Here is a 15969-nt window from a genome sequence, read left to right on the forward strand (position 1 = left end):
GGGCGCTACTGCCAGTCGCGCACGATGGCGCGGAAGAAGGTGGTGAAGACCTGCTCGGTGGCGAGCAGCGGGGCGAAGGTCTGGTGATCGCGCAAGAGGTCGGAGAGGGTGCCGAGAAACAGGCTGTGCAACAGGCGGCTGGCCAGCTCTGGGGTCACGCCGGGTTGCAGGCGCGCGGCCTGGGCGGTGAAGAGGGCATCGGTGATGCGGATGAACTGACGGAGGAACTGCAGATCGCGTTCCTCGGCCTCGCGCAGTTCTTCGGTGAATTCGCAGCGGTGCAGCAGGATGGTCATCACCCGCTGTTCCCGCCCGGGCTTGGTGAATTTCTGCATGCCTTCGACGCACAGCTTATAGAGCCGCCGCAGGCTGTCTTCCTCGCCGTCGACGCGCAGACGCTCGGTCAGTTCATCGGCCGGGATCCTTATCTGGCTAAGCATTTCATGGAACAGGTGGGCCTTGTTCTGGAAATGCCAGTACACTGCGCCCCGGGTGACCCCGCATTCGCGGGCTATCATTTCCAAGCTGGTACGCGCCACGCCATTGGTCAGGAACAAGGCTTCCGCCGCATCGAGAATGGCTTGGCGGGTCTGTTCGGCTTCTTCTTTCGTACGGCGCATGGGCGTTCTGACTGGCAGTGGGTCTGCCACGCAGTCTAGCGCGCCTCGGCACTTTTACAAACATGATTGTATGTAACTGCGCGACACTTCCGCTTCCATCGGATAAGGCTCCATGACCCTTCGCTTATTGTTGATTCTCGGGGCCCTCTCGGCCTTTGCTCCCTTCGCCATCGACATGTACCTGCCCAGCTTCCCGTCGCTGGCCTCGTCGTTCGCGACCGACATCGAGCACGTGCAGCTGAGCCTGGCGGTGTATTTCGCCGGCCTCGCCAGTGGCCAGTTGTTCTATGGTCCCCTGGCGGACCGCTTCGGCCGTCGCATGCCGCTGCTGATCGGCGTCGGTCTGTTCTGCCTGGCCTCGCTGGGCTGCGCCCTGGCGCCGAGCCTGCCCTGGCTGATCGCCGCGCGCTTCGTCCAGGCCCTGGGCGGCTGTGCCGGCATGGTGATCGCCCGCGCCGTGGTCCGCGATCTCTGTGAGCCGATAGCGGCGGCGCGGGCCTTCTCGCAGATCATGCTGGTGACCGGGATCGCCCCCATCATCGCGCCCTTCGCCGGCAGCCTCCTGCTGAGCACCTTCGGCTGGCAGGCGATCTTCGTCAGCCTGGCGCTGTTCGCCGCCGCCTGTGGCATCGCCGTGGCGCTCTGGCTGCCGGAGTCGCTGCCGGCTCATCACCCGCGGGCCCCGCTGAGCGGGGCCTTGCGCAACTACCTGCGGCTGCTGCGCGATCGCAGCTTCATCGGTTATACCCTGACCGGCGGCATCGCCATGGCCGGCATGTTCGCCTACATCTCCGGCTCGCCCTTCGTGCTGATCGAACTCTATGGCGTGGCGCCCGAGCACTATGGCTGGGTATTCGGCCTCAATGCGGCCGGCTTCATCCTGCTCGGCCAGGTCAATGCCCGCCTGGTGGTGCGCCAGGGACCGGCCTTCTGGCTGCGCCGCGCGGTGCTCGCCTACGCCACGGCGGGGCTGGTCCTGTTGCTGGTCGGGGCCTTCCAGCCCAAGGCGCTGCCGGTGCTGATGATCCCGCTGTTCTGCGCCATCGCCCTGCTCGGTGGCATCGTGCCGAACGCCTCGGCCTGCGCCCTGGCCGGGCAGGGCGCCAACGCCGGTAGCGCCTCGGCGCTGATGGGCAGCCTGCAATTCATCCTGGCGGCGCTGGCCTCCAGCAGCGTGGGCGCCCTGCACAACGGCACCGTGGTGCCCCTGTGCGCGGTGCTGGCCTTCTGCGCCGTGGCGAGCGCCCTGCTGGCGCGCTGGACCCAGAGGCACGCGACGGCCTGAGGCGAGAGTGGATCTTTTCCGGCCAGGCGGGTCAGATAGGCGAACCCCCCATTCCCCGGGACGCTGACATGACCTTCGCCTACTGGTGCATCTTCCTCGTCTACCTCGTGCCCTATGGCGCGGCCTACTACGCCAAGTTCAAGGGCAGCGGCTTCACGCCCGACGACAACCGGGATCCGCGCAGCTTCCTCGGCAAACTCGAAGGCGCCCGGGCGCGGGCCAACGCCGCCCAGCAGAACGCCTTCGAGATTAATCCGCTGTTCGCCGCGGCGGTGATCGTCGCCCATGTCACCGGCGGTGCCGCCCAGGGCACCATCAACTTCTGGGCGTTCCTGTTCCTGGCCAGTCGCATAGCCTACACCTGGCTGTACATTCGCGACCACGCCACCCGCCGCTCGCTGGCCTGGGCTTTCGGTTTCTTCTGCTGTCTGTGCCTGTTCATCGCGGCGGCCTGAGCACGCCAGCGCCAGATGCCGGTGGTCTTGACCGGCGGCGCCGGCTGCGGCTTCATTAGCGCCCTATCTTTCCCGGCCGGTCGCCGCCATGACGTCATCTTCGCCCGCCCAGCAGGTGCTGGCGCATTTCGCCCACCTCGCCCAGACCCGCGGCTACACCCTCGACGAGGCGCAGCAGGCGGCCATCGCCCGCCTGGCCGAACTCGCCAACGACCTGCTGCGGCCGCGGCTGCTACGCCGCCACAGCGCCCGGAGTCTCTATCTCTGGGGACCGGTGGGCCGGGGCAAGAGCTTCCTGCTGGATGGCTTCTTCGCCGCCCTGCCATTCGCCGAAAAGCGCCGGGTGCACTTCCACGCCTTCTTTCGCGAGCTGCACGAGCGGATGTTCCGCCAGCCGCCCGGGACCGATGCCCTGGGCGCCAGCCTGGACGAGCTGCTGGAAGGGTGCCGGCTGCTCTGCTTCGACGAATTCCATGTGCACGACATCGGCGATGCCATGCTCATCACCCGGCTGTTCAAGGCGCTGTTCAGCCGTGGCGTGGTGCTGGTGACCACCTCCAACTATCCACCGGAGGGGCTGCTGCCCAATCCGCTCTACCACGAGCGCTTCCTGCCGGCGATCCGGCTGATCGAGACGCGCATGGACGTGCTCTCGGTGGCCGGTCCCCAGGATTATCGCGGCGCCAGCCCCGCCGAGCCCGATCCCTTCGGCATCGGTGCCTATCTCTGGCCGGGCAGCGCCGCGCAGCGTGCCCGGCTGGGGCTGCCGCCGGTGGGCGAGGGGCGGGTGCAGGTGGCGGTCGGACATCGTCACCTGCCGGCGCTGAGCGCCGCGGAGGGCCTGCTGCAGTTCAGCTTCGCCGATCTCTGCGAGGGCCCCACCGCGGTCCTCGACTACCTGACCCTGAGCGAAACCTGGCCGCGCTGGTTGCTCGATGAGGTGCCGCCCCTGCGCGAGGCCAGCCCCGCCGCCCGTCAGCGCTTCATCAACCTGGTGGACGTGCTCTACGACCGTCGGCTGGCGCTGTTCCTGGTCAGCGCCGCGCCGCTCGACGAGACCCTGGCCGACAGCGACATCGCCGACATGTCACGCACCCGGAGTCGGTTGTCGCAGCTGCGGCAGCTCGGACCGGATTAGCGCTGCTGCTGCAATTTGGCACTATCTAGATGCCAGCGGCGCTGCTCGGCCGAGGCGCCGTCGACGTCGTTTACCCGGCGTACCTGGTAGGTGCCGGTGAAGGTCTGGCGGGTACCGTCGGCGAGACGTGCCGTTACCGTCACCGGGACGCTGACATACAGCGAGCCCGCCGCGCCTTCCACCGGGCCGAGTTGACCGAGCGTCACCTGCACGCTGCGGGTCCTGGCATAGCCCTGGCGGAATTTGCGGTAGGAGTGGCCGGGTCGACCATCGACGCCCCATTGTTGCCAGGCCGTACCATAGTCCCGCGCAGCCAGCGCCCGATAGTAGCGTTCCACCACTGCCGCGGCCGCTTCGGCACTGCTGGGCAACGGACCGCAACCCGGCTGCTTGGCCGCTTCGCCATCGCCGAACAGGGCGCAACTGCGGGCGATCTCGTCCTGCATCAGGGCGCAGCTGTTGGCGGCGTTGCAGGGCGGGCGGGTGGCCGGGGAGAGCGCGCGGCAGGTGTCGGCCAGCGCCTGGGCCGGCCGTGTTCCCAGTTCCTCGGCGCAACTGCGCGGGGCGCGCTCGGCGGCGGCCAGGACAGGCGTGGCGAGCGGCAGGAGCAGCAGGGGAGTGCAAAGCAGCCAGCGCAGGGGCATGGACGGGGTCCTCGAGCAAAACCCCAGCCTAGCAGCCCGGGGCGAGGCTGGAAAAAACGCCTGGTGACGGTCATCCGTCGTCTGGCCACTGCCCTGACGTAAAACTGTCATCCAGCCGGCGCAGGGTAGGCGGACCCCGTGTCGGAGTCCGTGCCATGTCCTCGTCCAGTCCGTCCGCCGTCCTGTCGCCCCTCGGCCATCCCCTGCGCAGTTCGCGCAAGCCGGGTCCGTTGCGGATCGTCCTGTTCATCATCCTGCTGCTGATCGGCCTGGCGGTGACCCTCGGGGGTATCCACAACGACGTCAGCGATGCCAAGGCGCCGCCTACCACCTGGCTGCCCTTCGCCGGCCTGGCCCTGGCCCTGGTGATCGCCCTGGGCTTCGAATTCGTCAATGGCTTCCACGACACGGCCAACGCCGTGGCCACGGTGATCTACACCCATTCGCTGCCGCCCAATGCGGCGGTGCTCTGGTCCGGCTTCTGCAACTTCCTCGGGGTGCTGTTTTCCAGCGGCGCGGTGGCCTTCAGCGTCATCGCCCTGCTGCCGGTGGACCTGGTGGTGGAGATGGGCGCCGGCAAGGGCTTCGCCATGATCTTCGCGCTCTTGATCGCGGCCATCCTGTGGAACCTCGGCACCTGGTGGCTGGGGCTGCCGGCGTCGTCCTCCCATACCCTGATCGGCTCCATCATCGGCGTCGGCCTGATGCACGCCTGGCTGGGCGGCCTGGAGGGCAGCAGCGGGGTGGATTGGGGCCAGGTGGCCAAGGTCGGCTATGCGCTGCTGTTCTCGCCGCTGCTCGGCTTCGTCTGCGCGGCGCTGCTCCTGCTGCTGCTCAAGCGCCTGGTGCGCGACCGGACGCTCTACCAGGAGCCGAAGAGCGCCGAACCGCCGCCGCCCTGGATTCGCGGCCTGCTGATCCTGACCTGCACCGGGGTGTCCTTCGCCCACGGTTCCAACGATGGCCAGAAGGGCATGGGGCTGATCATGCTGATCCTGGTCGGCGCCCTGCCGACCGCCTATGCGCTCAACCGCGCGGTACCGGCGACCGCCACCCCGGCCTTCGCCGCCGTGGCCGAGGTCACCGCCAGTGGCCTGCGCCAGGCGGCGCCCCAGGCCGCCCCGGCCGATCCCCATGGGGTGCTGCTGGACTTCGTGCGCAAGCGGCAGAGCAACCCCGAGGTGCTGCCGGCGCTGGCGGCCATCACCGACGACATCGCCCGCGAAGTGCGCCAGTACGGCGCCCTCAACAACGTGCCGGCGCAGAGCATGCCCAACGTGCGCAATGCCATGTACCTGGCGTCGGAATCCATCCGCCTGCTGGAGAAGGAACACCTGCCGGGCCTGGCGCCCAAGGCCCAGGAGGATCTCAAGGAGTTCAAGCGACAGATCGACCAGGCGACCCGCTTCATCCCGCTGTGGGTGAAGGTGGCGGTGGCCATCGCCCTGGGCCTCGGCACCCTGGTCGGCTGGCGGCGGATCGTCGTCACCGTCGGCGAGCGGATCGGCAAGACCCACCTGACCTATGCCCAGGGTGCCTCGGCCGAACTGGTGGCCATGGGCACCATAGGGGCGGCGGACGCCTTCGGCCTGCCGGTCTCCACCACCCATGTGCTCTCCTCGGGGGTGGCCGGCACCATGGCCGCCAGCGGCTCCGGGTTGCAGTGGGGCACGGTGCGCAACCTGCTGCTGGCCTGGGTGCTCACCCTGCCGGTGGCCATGGCCCTGTCCGCTTCACTCTATTGGCTGCTGGTGCAGATGTTCTGACACGGCTTCGGTCAGGCAGCGGCGGAACAGGGCGACCGCTGGCAGATCGCGCCCGGCGTGGCGGGTGACGACCTGCAACTCGCGGTGGAAGGTGAGGGCGCCGAGGGCCAGACGTCGTACCCTGGGATGTTCCAGCCAGAGCCCGGCGCAGGGCACCAGGGCCACGCCCAGGCCGCGCTCCACTATCTTGACGATGGCATCGAGTTCGTCGAGTTCGAGCACCTGGCGCACCGTCAGGCGCTGCTCGCGGAGGAAGGCGCTGACCCGGCGGCCGCCGAAGGAATGGCGGTCGTAGCGGATGAAGGGCTGGGTCTCCAGCAAGCGCAGCGGATCGTCACCCGGCAGGTCGGGCGGGGCAATGAGAACGAAGGGCTCCTGCAGCAGAGCGGTGGCATGCAGCTCCTTGGGCAGCTCGAAGGGCGGGCGGATGAGGACGGCCAGATCCAGCTCGCCGGCATCCACCTGACTGAGCAGGCTGAGCGATACCCCGGGGACCAGGCGGGGCTCCAGTCGCGGGGCGCGCTGGCGCAGGCGCACCAGGGTACCGGGCAGCAGGCCGGTCTGGACGCTGGCGATGGCGCCGATGCGCAGTTCGCCCTGGATCACCTCGCCCGCGCCGACCCCGGCCATCCGGCCATAGGTGGCGAGGATCTCCTCCGCCAGCGGCAGGGCCCGGCGGCCGGCGGCATTGAGCAGGGCGCTGCGGCCGTTGCGGTCGAATAGGCTCACGCCCAGGTTCTGTTCCAGCACGCGGATCTGGGCGCTCACCGCCGAGGGCGTGAGCCCCACGTGCAGGCCGGCCGCGGCGAAGCTGCCATGGCGGGCCACGGCGAGCAAGGTCTTGAGTTCGCGCAGCATGGCGGGCACCGGAGGAAAAAGGGTAGGGCACTGTAGCGACCCCGATGCCGAGCGACAAAATTTTCGTTGCTCGCAGCCAAGAAAATACGCTTTATCCACAATAAAACCTGGGGTGAGAATGGCCGCAGCCCACCCCAACAGGAATTCGCACCATGGCCCTGTCGCCCTTCCACCTCGCCATTCCCGTCTATGACCTGGCCGCCACCCGGCATTTCTATGGCGACGTCTTCGGCCTCGCCGAAGGCCGCTCCAGCGATCACTGGGTCGACTTCGATTTCTACGGCCACCAGTTGGTGATTCACGAGCATCCCAAGACCGCCTCCCAGGAAGAGGCCCACACCAACGCCGTGGACGGCCACAACGTACCGGTGCCGCACTTCGGCATCATCCTCGGCTGGGACGAGTGGGAAGCCCTGGCGGATCGGCTGCGGGCGCGCGAGACGAAGTTCGTCATCGAGCCCTACATCCGCTTCAAGGGCCAGGTGGGCGAGCAGGCCACCATGTTCCTCTTCGATCCCTGTGGCAACGCCCTGGAGTTCAAGGCCTTCAAGGACATGAGCCAGCTGTTCGCCAAGTAGCAGGGAGCGGCGCTGGGCCGCCCTCCCTCTCGCCGCGACCGGAATCGCGAGAATTCTGGCGCCTCCTTCCCTCTCGTGTCTGCCCGCTGGTGACCCCTTTGGAAACCGCGAGCCCCGTTGGCAGCTCCTCTTCCGCAACGCTCGAACGGTGGCCTGGCCCACTGCGCGAACGGTTGTTGGTGATCGAGGGCAACGTCCTTCCTCATCCGCCGCCCAGCCCTGGCCTGGGTGCTTTCCCCGGCGACCGGCTGGCGTGGCCGACGGCTACGCCTGCCTTCGGTCTCTCCCGGGTGCCGCCGGAGCTTTGCTCCAGGCCACCTAGGGCCACTGCGCAGACCACCGCCGGGCATCCCGGCCGCCCCCGTTGCCACAGCGCGCCAGGCGTACCGCCCAGCGGGTGACATCCTCGGCTGCACCTTCCTCGAACTGACGGCAACGCCACGGTTCGATCTCGCCCACCACGCCTGAAGCCTTGCGGATCGGCGCAGCAGACGCCGACCGTCCTCTCCTTGTCCCACCCCCTGCCGAGCAACGTTCCCATCACCAAAGGATACGTCCATGTCTCGCGTGCTTTCTTCCGCTCCGCTCGCCGCCCCCGCCGCCCTGGGCGCTGACGAGCGCCTGGCTCGTCGCGCGGCCACCGCCGCCGCCACCGGTACCGCCATCGAATACTATGAATTCGGCGTCTATGGCTTCATGGCCGCCTTCCTCGGGCCGCTGTTCTTTCCGGGTGACGATCCCACCGCCGCGCTGCTGGCGGTCCTCGCCGTGTTCGGCAGCGCCTTCCTGGTGCGGCCCCTGGGCGGGGTGCTGCTCGGCCGACTGGGCGATCGCCACGGCCGGCGCCTGGTGCTGCTGGTCACCGTGATCGGCATGGGCCTGGCGACCGCCGGCATCGGCCTGCTGCCGACCACCGCCCAGGCCGGCTTGCTGGCGCCCGTGCTGCTGGTCGCGCTGCGCCTGGTGCAGGGCTTCTTCGCCGGCGGCGAGGTGATCGGCGCCGCCGCCTTCGTCGCCGAGTCGGCGCCCCACGGCCGGCGTGGCTTCTTCGGTGCCTTCACCCCGGTGGGCGTCGCCCTGGGCGGGGCGCTGGCCGCCATCGTCTGTGGCGTCACCACCACCCTGCTCGGCACGGAAGAGATGCAGGCCTGGGGCTGGCGCCTGCCGTTCCTGTTGGCCCTGCCGCTGGTGGCGCTGTCGGCGCTGCTGCGGCACAACGTCGAGGAAACCCCGGCCTTCCAGCGCTTCCTGGCGCAGGCTCAGCCGCCCAAGGCGCCGGTCCGGGAGGTGCTCGCCGAACAGCGCCCGGCGGTGCTCAAGGTCATGCTGCTGGCCCTGGGGCAGAATGCGGGCTACTGGGTCGGGCTCATCTTCATGAATCTCTACCTGACCACCCACCTCGGCTATCCCAAGGCGCAGGTGTACTGGATCATGGCAGGCGTCAGCCTCTGCGCGGCGCTGATGATGCCGTTCTGGGGCGGGCTGTCGGATCGCCTGGGCCGGCGGCGGGTACTCACCCTGGGCTTCGCGGCCTATGTGGTGCTGGTGATTCCGATGATACTGCTCATGGCCCAGGGCAACATCTGGCTGGCCGCCCTGGCGGTGCTGGTGGCCGCGCTGCCGATGCCCATCGTGCAGTCGGTGGGCTATCCCACCTATGCCGAGCAGTTTCCCACCCGGGTGCGCTATACCGGCATGGCCATCGCCATCAACCTCGGCGCCATCCTCGGTGGTGGCCTCACGCCCTATCTGGCGACCTGGCTCATGGCCCAGACCGGCAACCTGCTGATGCCGGGCTTCCTGCTGGCCACGGCCGCGGTCATCGGCCTGCTGACCCTGCGCCTGGTGCGGGAAACCTCGAAGGAGGCGCTCGCATGACGCCGGCCGAGTTGCGTTCACGGATCGCCTGCGGCGAGTGGACCACGCCCACGGCCGGGGTGCTCGATGACTACCAGCAGGCCAACCTGGTGATCGTGCCGCAGGCCCAGGCCTATGCGCTGCTGCTGTTCTGCCTGCGCAACCCCAGGGCCTGCCCGATCCTGGCGGTGGGCGATGCAGGGGATCCACGGGTGCCCCTGCCCGGCGCGGCCATCGACATCCGCACCATGCTGCCGCGCTATCGCGTCTGGCAGGACGGCCGGCTGGTCGCCGAGCCCACGGACATCGAGGCCCATTGGCGCGACGATGCCGTCGCCATCCTGCTGGGTTGCAGCCACACCTTCGATGCGCCCCTGCGCCGCGCCGGGATTGCGGTCAGCATCGCTGCGCCGCCGGTCTATACCACCACGCGGCCCAATGTGCCGGCCGGGCCGTTGGGGGGCTACCTGGTGGTGAGCATGCGTCCGGTACCCCGGACGCTGGTCAGCCAGGCGGTGCGGGTCACCGCTCGCTATCCCAGCGGGCACGGGGCGCCGATCCAGATCGGCGATCCCGCGGCGCTGGGCATCGTCGATCTGCAGGCGCCGGACTTCGGCGTGGTTCCACCCCTGGGCGCCGACGACGTACCGGTGTTCTGGGCCTGTGGCGTGACGCCACAGCAGGTGCTGCCGCAACTGGGGGGTGCCTACGCCATCTCCCACTATCCCGGGCACATGCTGGTGCTGGACCAGCGTCCGGAGGCCTTCGGGTAGCGCGCAGGCGCAGGCTCCACGGCGGGCGTAGCCCTGGCGCCGGGAGGATCGTTGGCCGAAGCCTAGGCAAACGCTCGTCCAGCCGCCATCCTTGCAGTCTCGCCTGTCGCTCGGTTTCCGCCATGAATGCCCGCCAGCCGTTTCTCGATCCCTATCACCAGACCATCCGCCAGCTGTCCGACCGCATCGTCGCGGCCCAGGCGCCGATCCGTATCCTCGATGCGGTGAAGTGGGACGAGGGCGTGCGCCAGGGCTTCCTGGAGGGTAAGGGCAAGCGCCTGCCAGCGGTGGACCGCGCCTTCTACGAGGGGCGGCCGCTGGGTTTCGATGGCGATGCGCTCAAGGGCGAATTCCAGAGCATCGAGCGGGAGGTCACCCGCCAGCTCGGCCAGTTCAATCCGGTCGGCCAGATCATGAGGCGCATGTGCCGCGAGTACCGCATGGTGATCCGCATGCTGCAGGCGCGCGGCACCCCGGACTTCGGGCTGATCTCCCAGGAACTCTACGGCGCGGCCTCGGACGCCTTCCACGCCGGCGATCCGACCCTGGCCGACCTGGGCATGATGATGTCCAGCTACCTGGACAACATCGCCCACCGTGGCGCCCTGGAGGACGAGCCCAAGACCCTGACCGCCAAGGACGCGGTGCCCATCCTGCAGGCGCGGCTCAACCGGGTATTCGGCGAGACGGAAGGGACCATCCGGGTGTTCGAGTCCGATGGCATCGTCGCCGATGCCGCGGCCGGCGCCGACTACATCAAGGTCCGCGCCGACGCCCTGTTCAACGAGCGCGACGTGCGCGCCCTGGAGGTCCACGAGGGCCTGGTGCACGTCGGCACCACCCTCAATGGCCAGAACCAGCCGATCTGCACCTTCCTGGCCAAGGGCCCGCCGTCGTCCACCGTGACCCAGGAAGGCCTGGCGATCCTCATGGAGGTGATCGCCTTCGCCTCCTATCCGACCCGGCTGCGCAAGCTGACCAACCGTACCCGCGCCATCCACCTGGCCGAGGACGGCGCCGATTTCCTCGAGGTCTTCCGCTTCTTCCAGGAGCAGGGCTACGACCTGGAGTCGGGCTACCAGAATGCCAGCCGGGTGTTCCGCGGCTCGACGCCCACCGGGCTGCCCTTCACCAAGGACCTGTCCTATCTGAAGGGCTTCATCCTCATCTACAACTACATCCAGCTGGCGGTGCGCAAGGGCAAGCTGGAGCAGATCCCGCTGCTGTTCTGCGGCAAGACCACCCTGGAAGACATGCGCATCCTGCGCCAGCTGGTGGACGAGGGCGTCGTGGTGCCGCCCAAGTACCTGCCGGCGCAATTCCAGGACCTCAACGCCCTGGCGGCCTGGATGTGCTTCTCCAACTTCCTCAACCACCTGAGCCTGGATCGAATCGAGGCGGACTACGCCAATATTCTCTGAGTCCCTATCCGGGCTTTAGGCCCGGCCATGAAAAAGCCCCGGCGGAGCGGGGCTTTTTCGTTTCAGCGAGGCGTCGCGGGTATCACTCGCCCTTGAAGGCGGCGGCGATGCGCGACTCGCGCTCGGGGACGCCCTCCGGCACGTGGGCCAGGGCGCGGTTGAGGGCGCCGCAGGCTTCCAGGCCGCTGACGCGGGCGATGGCTTCGGCCACGGCGCTGCCGGGGATGGTCTCGTCGCGCAGCAACTGGTCGGTGATGTCGTCCAGGGCTGGTTTGAGCTCGGTGATCAGCGCCAGGCAGCGGTGGTCCAGGCTGTGCAGCAACTGATCGGCGGCGGCGATGCTGGGCGCGGCGTCGAAGTCGATGCCGGCATCGCGCAGGGCCTGCAGGCTGAGCAGCGAGCCGCTGGGGCCCATGCCCAGGGAGGCGACCATGGACAGCGCCAGCTTGGAGGCTTCCTGCAGGTCCTGGGCGGCGCCCGAGGAGACCTCGTTGAAATACAGCTGCTCGGCGCAACGACCGGCCAGCAGCATCTGGATGCGGCCTTCCAGTTCCGACTTCAGGTGCAGCCGCTTGTCTTCGGTGGGGGTGATCAGGGTGACGCCCAGGGCCTGGCCACGCGGCAGCAGGGTGACCTTTTCCACCCGACCGACGTTGAGCACCGCAGCGACCAGGGCATGACCGGCTTCGTGCACGGCGATGCGGGTGCGCTCGGCCGAGCCCAGCGGGGTGACACCGACCGGTTGCTCGCCGATGCGGCAGGTTTCGATGGCTTCGACGAAGTGGGCCATGGTCACGGCGCTGGCGTTCTCGCGCGCGGCCAGCAGGGCGGCGTGGTTGCTGATATAGGCGATGGCCGCCGGGGTCAGGCCCACGGTGCCGCGGGAGAGGGCGGCCAGGTCCAGCTCGCCTTCGCAGGGCAGCTTGCCGGCATAGAGTTCGAACAGGGCGCGGCGGTCTTCCAGGCTCGGCAGCGGCACGGCGATGGTGCGGTCGAAGCGGCCTTCGCGGCGCAGCGCCGGGTCCAGGGAATCGGCGAAGTTGGTGGCACCCAGCACCAGCACGCCGCTGGTGCCGTCGAAGCCGTCCAGCTCGGTGAGGAACTGGTTGATGATGCGGTTGGCCTCGGCGTCGCTGGAGCGCGACTGTTCGGCGCGGCGACCGATGCCGTCGATCTCGTCGATGAAGATGATGCAGGGCGCCTTCTTGCGCGCGGTGCGGAACAGCGACTTGACCTTCTGGATGCCGACGCCGAAGAACATCGAGGAGAAGTCGCTGCCGGTCACCTGGATGAAGTGGGCGTTGCACTCGGTGGCCAGGGCCTTGGCCAGCTGGGTCTTGCCGGTGCCGGGCTCGCCGGTCAGCAGCACGCCCTTGGGCGGACGGGCGCCGAGGGCGGCGAAGGCCTTGGGATTGCGCAGGCAGGTGGTGACGTCTTCCAGGGCCCGCTTGGCTTCGGCGGCGCCGACCACGTCCTTGAAGGAGATGCCGGTGCCCTTGCGGTGCAGCTTGAAGGGGCTGGCGAAGCGCAGCGCCAGGGGCACAGCGAGCAGCAGCAGGAGCAGGTAGCCCGGCAGGTTGATCAGCAGGGCATCCAGCCAGGCATGGCGCTGGCCGGCTTCGTTCCAGGTGGCCACCGGGAACGGCGGCTCGCCCTGGGCGGCGTAGTCGGCCAGCAGCAGATTGGCGATGCGACCGCCATTGTCCGTCACGGCATAGTGCTCGCCACGGGTGGTGTCCAGGTAGAGGGTGTGATCGCCGATCACGGCGCCACTGATGGCCTTGGCGCGCAGGTCGGCCAGCAGCACGGAGAGGTCACGTGGCTGCTGGGTCCAGTGTTCGGGGGCCTGTTGCACGCTGGCGAGCATGGCGGTGGCGGTCGGTGCCGGAGTGCTGGGCTTGAGCCACAGCCAGCCGGCCAGGCTGGTGACGGTGACGAGGGCGAGAGCACCAGCGATGAAGCGGCGCGGATACTTGGAAAAGACGGACTTCTTCATTCACATACCGTTAGGGTCGGAGCGACATCGGACGCGGACTTCCGGATTATCGGCCTGTGGCGGCGGGGGTGAACCTCGGTTCGGCGGAAAACGATGAGTGGACTCACCATCCGTCGAGTATCGTCACACTTTCGGCTTTTTCAGCGGTCCGCAAGGCCCGGTTGTTTTGCGCCAGATTTCAAGGAGTAGCCCACGCCATGCCCGAATGCCTGGATTGCCGCCAGGGCCTGCCGGTATTACCGGCGGCCTTGCTCGAACGCCTGAGAGCGGCCGACGAAGTGCTGGTGCTGACCGGTGCCGGGGTTTCGGCGGAGAGCGGCATCGCCACCTTTCGCGAGGCGCTCACGGGGCTCTGGGCACGCTTCGATCCCGCCGAGCTGGCCACGCCCGAGGCCTTCAGCGAAGACCCGGCGCGGGTCTGGAGCTGGTACGAGTGGCGCCGCGCCCAGGTCCTCGCGGCCCAGCCCAACCCGGCCCACCGGGCGCTGGCGGACTGGGCGCGCCGCCACGGACGATTACGGCTGGTCACCCAGAACGTCGACGACCTGCACGAGCGGGCCGGCAGCCGCGACGTCATCCACCTGCACGGCAGCCTGCACGCGCCGCGCTGCTTCGAGTGCGCGCGGCCGCTGGAGGTACCGCCACGTCCTGACGCCGAGGAGCGACGGGTGGCGCCCCCACGCTGTCCCGATTGCGGCGGCCTGGCGCGCCCCGGGGTGGTCTGGTTCGGTGAGTCGCTGCCCCGCGAGGCCCTGGCCACCGCCTGGGCGCTGGCCAAGCGCTGCGACCTGTGCCTGGTGATAGGCACCTCAGGACTGGTGCAGCCGGCGGCCAGTCTGCCGGAGGTGGCGCGTCGGCAGGGCGCGACGATCATCCGCATCGATCCGCAACCGGCGGCGGACTTTCGAGAGGATTGGCAATTGCTGGGAGCTGCGGGCGCGATCCTGCCGGCGCTGCTCGAGCAGCGGTGAGCGGCGGCGCGGCTCAGTGCAGCGCCTGGCCGCCAGTGCCGAGGGCGTCCAGGGTGCGCTTGAGCGCGGTATAGGCCTGGCGCTGCTCCTCGTCCTCGGTGAGCAGGCCATCGAACAGGGTGGCGACCAGGGCCGGATCCTGGGCGACGAAGCGGTCGATGAGGACGTCGTTGTCCTGGCGACCGGCGGTGATCAGCAGCACGGCCAACTGGGCGACATAACGTGCCGCCAGCGGATAGGCCTTGAGGAAGACCTTGAAGGGCGCATCGGCCAGGCCGGGAGCGAACCCCTTGGCGAGGCCTTGCTGGGCGGCGGCGATGGCCTGGCGGACGGCGTCCTGCCAGTTGCTGGCGGTCACCGCGCCGGCCGGCAAGGCCCGGCGCATCTGGCCGAGCAGGCTGTTGAGGAAGATCCGGCGGTTGGCCTGGTAGTCATGGTCGGTGTCGAGCAGTTCGCTGCGGATCCGGTTGAGGACCCGGTCGTCTTCGGCATCGGCGCTCACCGCCTGCTTGAACGCCAGGGTCAGCTCGCGATCCAGCAGGCCGGGCTTGCGGCCTTCCAGCTCGGCTTGCAGCAGCGGGCCGCTGGAGTCGGCGAAGAAGAAGCGCTCGGCGTGGGGCGCCAGGCGCTCGCGCAGCCGTGGCCAGAGCTCCGCCGCGAACAGTTGTTCGGCCGTGCCGCCGGAGACGATGACGCGGTGCTGCGGCGCCTCGGCCAGGTAATCGAACAGGGCGGGGGTGTCGAGCGCGGTGCGGTCGACGATGAGATAGCGGTGCTTCACGGCAACTCCTGAATACGACGGCCGGCCCGGTCGAGGGACGGCGGATGGTCGTTAGTCTATAGGAAGGCGGGAACGCTTGGCCTGGCCTTTGGCCTAACCAGCAGGGTGCAGCCCGCGACACCCCCCTTCCTTTCGCGGCAGGAGGACATGAAGATGCGCAAGACCCCGCTGATCCTCGCCCTGGGTGCCGCCCTGGCCCTGGTGGCCGGTCCGAGCCTGGCTGCCAACAGCAACGACGCCGGGGTGACCGGCAATGGCATCGGCGCGCCCGGCAGCTCCAATACCAGCAACCGCGACAGCGCCGACGACACCTCCAACGCCACGCCGTCCACCCAGAAGAAAGCCAGCAAGACGCCCGCCACCAAGACGCAGCAAAAACGCGAACTCAACGATTGAAGGCCATGAAAAAGGCGCCTCTTGGGGCGCCTTTTCATCACTGCAGCTTATCGGGCTCAGGACGCGCGGGTATAGCGCACCTGCCAGTCGAGCCGCTCGTGGGTGGCCCGCTCGATACGGGCGCGGCTGTCGCAGATGAAAGCCTCGAGCAATGAATTGTCCAGCAGGTCGACCCGGGCGATGCGCCGTTGCAACAGCGCCGTACCGTTGGGCGCATAGACCTCGACGTTGAAGGTCGCCGGATCCTGGGCGGTCATGGCGCACAGCATCGGTTGAAAGGCGCCCTTGATAATGGTGTTCGCATCCGTGAACTTCAGCGGCTCGGCCATCGCACTCACTCCTGTCAGCTATACAGCTTTGACCGATTCTTGCGACACCCGTTCGACTTTCGCCAGCACCGGCCGGCAGATTTGTGATGCAAACGGTGGCC

General features: G+C 68.6%; 16 protein-coding genes. 10 read left to right on the forward strand and 6 right to left on the reverse strand.

Annotated elements, in window-relative coordinates; translation table 11 throughout:
- Positions 1-5: 5 nt before the first annotated feature.
- Complete coding sequence (locus tag FSV73_RS19920; protein ID WP_145010345.1) at positions 6-620, reverse strand: TetR family transcriptional regulator; 615 nt, start codon at positions 618-620, stop codon at positions 6-8.
- A 112-nt stretch (positions 621-732) separates the two neighbouring features.
- Between FSV73_RS19920 and FSV73_RS19925 the strand changes: the two genes are divergently transcribed.
- The 3 genes from FSV73_RS19925 (at position 733) to zapE (ending at position 3498) form a co-directional block, all read left to right on the forward strand.
- Positions 733-1905, forward strand: coding sequence for a multidrug effflux MFS transporter (locus FSV73_RS19925; RefSeq protein ID WP_145010348.1), 1173 nt, complete (start codon positions 733-735; stop codon positions 1903-1905).
- Between the two features lie 68 nt (positions 1906-1973).
- Positions 1974-2360: an MAPEG family protein gene (locus FSV73_RS19930; protein ID WP_145010351.1), complete on the forward strand. Its 387-nt coding sequence runs from the start codon at positions 1974-1976 to the stop codon at positions 2358-2360.
- Positions 2361-2448: 88 nt separating this feature from the next.
- The gene (gene zapE, locus FSV73_RS19935; protein ID WP_145010354.1) at positions 2449-3498 is read left to right on the forward strand and encodes a cell division protein ZapE; all 1050 of its coding nucleotides are present in this window, start codon (positions 2449-2451) and stop codon (positions 3496-3498) included.
- On the opposite strand, the gene FSV73_RS19940 is transcribed toward zapE, so the two are convergent.
- Positions 3495-4142, reverse strand: a complete 648-nt coding sequence (locus FSV73_RS19940; RefSeq protein WP_145010357.1) for a hypothetical protein — start codon at positions 4140-4142, stop codon at positions 3495-3497. The two genes, zapE and FSV73_RS19940, sit on opposite strands and share 4 nt — an antisense overlap.
- A 155-nt stretch (positions 4143-4297) precedes the next feature.
- Between FSV73_RS19940 and FSV73_RS19945 the strand changes: the two genes are divergently transcribed.
- Positions 4298-5908 carry an inorganic phosphate transporter gene (locus tag FSV73_RS19945; protein WP_145010360.1) on the forward strand — a complete coding sequence of 537 codons (1611 nt, stop codon included), beginning with the start codon at positions 4298-4300 and terminating at the stop codon, positions 5906-5908.
- On the opposite strand, the gene FSV73_RS19950 is transcribed toward FSV73_RS19945, so the two are convergent.
- Positions 5876-6766 carry a LysR family transcriptional regulator gene (locus FSV73_RS19950; RefSeq protein ID WP_145010363.1) on the reverse strand — a complete coding sequence of 297 codons (891 nt, stop codon included), beginning with the start codon at positions 6764-6766 and terminating at the stop codon, positions 5876-5878. The genes FSV73_RS19945 and FSV73_RS19950 overlap by 33 nt on opposite strands.
- A gap of 152 nt (positions 6767-6918) precedes the next feature.
- Here FSV73_RS19950 and FSV73_RS19955 point away from each other — a divergent pair, with 152 nt between their 5' ends.
- From FSV73_RS19955 to FSV73_RS19970, 4 genes are all read left to right on the forward strand, one after another.
- Complete coding sequence (locus tag FSV73_RS19955) at positions 6919-7344, forward strand: VOC family protein (RefSeq protein ID WP_059230049.1); 426 nt, start codon at positions 6919-6921, stop codon at positions 7342-7344.
- A 558-nt stretch (positions 7345-7902) separates the two neighbouring features.
- Positions 7903-9222: an MFS transporter gene (locus tag FSV73_RS19960; protein ID WP_145010366.1), complete on the forward strand. Its 1320-nt coding sequence runs from the start codon at positions 7903-7905 to the stop codon at positions 9220-9222.
- Positions 9219-9974: a D-glutamate cyclase family protein gene (locus tag FSV73_RS19965; protein WP_145010369.1), complete on the forward strand. Its 756-nt coding sequence runs from the start codon at positions 9219-9221 to the stop codon at positions 9972-9974. Before FSV73_RS19960 ends, FSV73_RS19965 begins: the two co-directional genes overlap by 4 nt.
- A gap of 122 nt (positions 9975-10096) precedes the next feature.
- The gene (locus FSV73_RS19970) at positions 10097-11395 is read left to right on the forward strand and encodes a flavohemoglobin expression-modulating QEGLA motif protein (protein ID WP_145010372.1); all 1299 of its coding nucleotides are present in this window, start codon (positions 10097-10099) and stop codon (positions 11393-11395) included.
- A gap of 82 nt (positions 11396-11477) precedes the next feature.
- On the opposite strand, the gene FSV73_RS19975 is transcribed toward FSV73_RS19970, so the two are convergent.
- The gene (locus FSV73_RS19975; RefSeq protein ID WP_145010376.1) at positions 11478-13391 is read right to left on the reverse strand and encodes an AAA family ATPase; all 1914 of its coding nucleotides are present in this window, start codon (positions 13389-13391) and stop codon (positions 11478-11480) included.
- Between the two features lie 197 nt (positions 13392-13588).
- On the opposite strand from FSV73_RS19975, the gene FSV73_RS19980 reads away from it, so the two are divergent.
- Positions 13589-14362 (forward strand): SIR2 family NAD-dependent protein deacylase, encoded by a 774-nt coding sequence (locus FSV73_RS19980; protein ID WP_145010379.1) that lies wholly within the window; start codon positions 13589-13591, stop codon positions 14360-14362.
- Between the two features lie 13 nt (positions 14363-14375).
- On the opposite strand, the gene FSV73_RS19985 is transcribed toward FSV73_RS19980, so the two are convergent.
- Complete coding sequence (locus FSV73_RS19985; protein ID WP_145010382.1) at positions 14376-15143, reverse strand: hypothetical protein; 768 nt, start codon at positions 15141-15143, stop codon at positions 14376-14378.
- A gap of 153 nt (positions 15144-15296) precedes the next feature.
- Here FSV73_RS19985 and FSV73_RS19990 point away from each other — a divergent pair, with 153 nt between their 5' ends.
- Complete coding sequence (locus FSV73_RS19990; protein WP_145010385.1) at positions 15297-15539, forward strand: hypothetical protein; 243 nt, start codon at positions 15297-15299, stop codon at positions 15537-15539.
- 56 nt (positions 15540-15595) lie between these two features.
- Here the strand turns inward: FSV73_RS19990 and FSV73_RS19995 are convergent, their stop codons facing one another.
- Positions 15596-15868 (reverse strand): hypothetical protein, encoded by a 273-nt coding sequence (locus tag FSV73_RS19995; RefSeq protein ID WP_007162578.1) that lies wholly within the window; start codon positions 15866-15868, stop codon positions 15596-15598.
- Positions 15869-15969 lie beyond the last annotated feature (101 nt).

The organism is Pseudomonas oryzihabitans (assembly GCF_007665395.1).
In the GTDB taxonomy this organism is placed as follows: Bacteria; Pseudomonadota; Gammaproteobacteria; order Pseudomonadales; family Pseudomonadaceae; genus Chryseomonas; species Chryseomonas psychrotolerans_C.